Annotated in this window: 4 protein-coding genes; all 4 read right to left on the reverse strand. The window is 68.0% G+C overall.

All coding sequences use genetic code 11. The features are described from left to right. The coding region (locus tag G3N99_RS37680) for a TetR/AcrR family transcriptional regulator (RefSeq protein WP_206124909.1) at positions 1 to 625 on the reverse strand (625 nt) is incomplete at its 3' end. A 258-nt stretch (positions 626 to 883) separates the two neighbouring features. Further along, positions 884 to 1,312, reverse strand: a complete 429-nt coding sequence (locus tag G3N99_RS37685) for a cupin domain-containing protein (protein ID WP_206124910.1) — start codon at positions 1,310 to 1,312, stop codon at positions 884 to 886. A gap of 10 nt (positions 1,313 to 1,322) precedes the next feature. Continuing rightward, positions 1,323 to 1,760: a carboxymuconolactone decarboxylase family protein gene (locus tag G3N99_RS37690; RefSeq protein ID WP_006479143.1), complete on the reverse strand. Its 438-nt coding sequence runs from the start codon at positions 1,758 to 1,760 to the stop codon at positions 1,323 to 1,325. 94 nt (positions 1,761 to 1,854) lie between these two features. Beyond that, positions 1,855 to 2,754, reverse strand: a 900-nt coding sequence (locus G3N99_RS37695) for a PLP-dependent aminotransferase family protein (protein ID WP_206124911.1), incomplete at its 5' end; no start/stop codon positions are given.

Here is a 2,754-nt window from a genome sequence, read left to right on the forward strand (position 1 = left end):
TCGCGCGGACATGGCGGTGCAGCACGTCGCGGTCGATCGGCGGCAGGCCGCGCGCGCTCTGCCACAGCTTCGCGGTCGCGAGCGGCAGCATCACCAGCGCGATGATCGAATGGAACAGGAACGCGGGTTCGAGCGCGGGGTTCAGCGTGCCGGCCTGCTGCGCGCCGCGGATGCGCTCGGCGAAGCGCCCGACATGCTCGAGCGGAATGCGCCGGACCATCCGCTCGCGCAGCAGCCCGCCTTCGTGGACGATTTCGCGCAGCCAGATCGACGGCAGCCACGGCATGCGGTGCGTGACGTCGAAGAAGCGGTCGACGAGTTCGGCGACGAGCGCGAACGGGTCGTTTTCGATCTGCGGCTCGGTCGGGCGCCATACGAACGCGATGACCTGCGCGAGCCGTTCCTCGACGATTGCATCGAGCAGTTGCTCGCGATTCGTGAAGTAGTAGTGAACCATCGCCGACGTGACGCCGGCGGCGGCGGCAATCTGCGCGACGGTCGTCGCGGCGATCCCGCGCTCGGCGAACAACTGCATCGCGACGTCGAGCATGTGGTCGCGCAGGTCGAAATCGTCGACCGACGGGCGGCGCCCGCGCGGCCTGGCGACGGTGGATTTCGCGTTCATGAAATCGACGCTAATTGATGAGTTAGTTAATTTCAAGGAAGGGTTTGCGCCGGAGTTGATCGCGATCAGGCGAGCGTCGAAGGGGGACGCGGGCGGGCGGCGATTTGACGTGGCGCGGCGTGGCGCCGCAAACCTGCGATGGAATGTAGGGAGCGGCTAATGGAGAAACGGCGAGGGAGACGAGCGGGGCGACGGCATGGCACCCGGTCGCGAAGCGAGGGCGCATGCCTGGGCAATGGCACGCGCCCCGAAAAGCGGTTACTGATCGATCGGCGACGTCAGCGGCACGTGTTCGCCGGTCAGCCCGAACACGATGAGCTGCGCGGGCTCGGTCGCGCTCGCGTTGCGCGACACCTGGTGGCGTGAGCCGGGCGCTTCGTACCAGCCTTCGCCGGCGCGGTAGCGGTGCAGCGGGCCGCCGTTCACCTGCGACAGCACTTCGCCTTTCGACACGACCGCGAATACCGAGCCGAGATGCCTGTGGGCTTCGGAAGCCTGGCCGGGCGCATAGTCGACGGTCGCGACGACGGCGAGCTTGCCGGGCGCTTCGGGCACGGCCTGCTGCATGATCGTGTGCACGTTGTCGCCGGTGTCGTGTGCCTGGGCGGCGGCCGGCAGCAGTGCGGCGCCAGCCACGGCGAGCCACGCGCACAGGGTGGCGCGACGGAGGAGCGTAGCGGGAGTCATCGCCGTCTCCTTATTCGGGCATCTTGCGGAACGCGATCGCGAAGCGGTTCCACGAGTTGATCGTCGCGATCAGCATCGACAGGTCGAACAGCTCTTCGTCGGTGAAGTGCGGCTTCACGGCTTCCCAGACGGCGTCGGGCACGTGGTTGCTGGCGACCAGCGTCAGCGCCTCGGTCCATTCCAGCGCCGCGCGTTCGCGCTCGGTGAAGAACGGCGTTTCGCGCCACGTGACGACGGTGGCCAGGCGGCGGTCGGTTTCACCGCCCTTGCGCGCATCGGTCGTGTGCATGTCGACGCAGAACGCGCAGCCGTTGATCTGCGACGCGCGCAGGCGGACGAGTTCGGCGAGCGGTTTTTCGATCGAGCTCTTCGCGAGGAATTCCTCGGCGTTGCGCATCACCTTGATCGCATTCGGGCTGGCGGCGTAGAAGTTCAGGCGCGGTTGCATGGCAGGTCCTTTTTCGGTTGGGGCGCACGGTGGCGCGACAGGACCTACTTTAGGACGCATGCTGGCCTGCTTGAATGGCCAATTTTATGAAAATTCAGGTAACCAGTGCCGAGCCGCTGACGGTGTCCGAACCCAAGAGGCCGGCCAGCTTCGCGAGCGCCGCATCGATGCGCAGCGCGTCGATCCCGCCATAGCCGAACAGCAGCCCCGCACGGACCGGCACGCCGACGTGGAACGCCGAGATGCCGTACAGGCCGATGTCCTGCGCGCGGGCCGCGCGGACCAGCGCCGCTTCGTCGAGCCCCGGTTTCAGGTAGGCGGCGAGGTGGATGCCGGCGGTCGGCACGATCGCGTCGAACCACGGCGCGAGTTCGCCGCGCAGATGCGCGAGCAGCATCTTGCGGCGCGCATCGTAGTGCGTCTGCACGCGCTTCAGGTGCCGCGCGAAATCGCCTTCGAGCATGAAGCGCGCGAGCGCCGCCTGCGTCAGCGTGCAGGTGTGCCAGTCGACGATCTGCTTCGCCTTGGCCAGCGCGCCGCGCAGCGCACGCGGTGGAATCGCATAGCCGATCCGCAGTTCCGGAAAGATCGTCTTGGAGAACGTGCCGACATACGCAACGAGGCCCGTGCGGTCGAGGCTCTTCAGCGATTCCACCGGCCGGCCTTCGAAGCGGAACTCGCCGTCGTAGTCGTCCTCGATGATCACCGCGCGGCGGCGCTGCGCCCATTCGAGCAGTGCGACGCGCCGGTCCAGCGTCATCGGCATCCCGAGCGGGAACTGATGCGACGGCGTGACGTAGACGAGGCGCGCGTCGTCGGGTAGCCGCTCCGTCACCAGCCCGTGCGCGTCGACCGGCACGCCGATCACCGTCGCGCCGAGCGACGCGAACGCGGCGCGCGCGGGCGGATAGCCAGGATCCTCGACCGCCACCACATCGCCGGGCCGCACGACGACGCGGGCGATCAGGTCGAGCGCCTGTTGCGCGCCTTGCGT

It is taken from the genome of Burkholderia sp. Ac-20392 (genome assembly GCF_017104585.1).
In the GTDB taxonomy this organism is placed as follows: Bacteria; Pseudomonadota; Gammaproteobacteria; order Burkholderiales; family Burkholderiaceae; genus Burkholderia; species Burkholderia lata.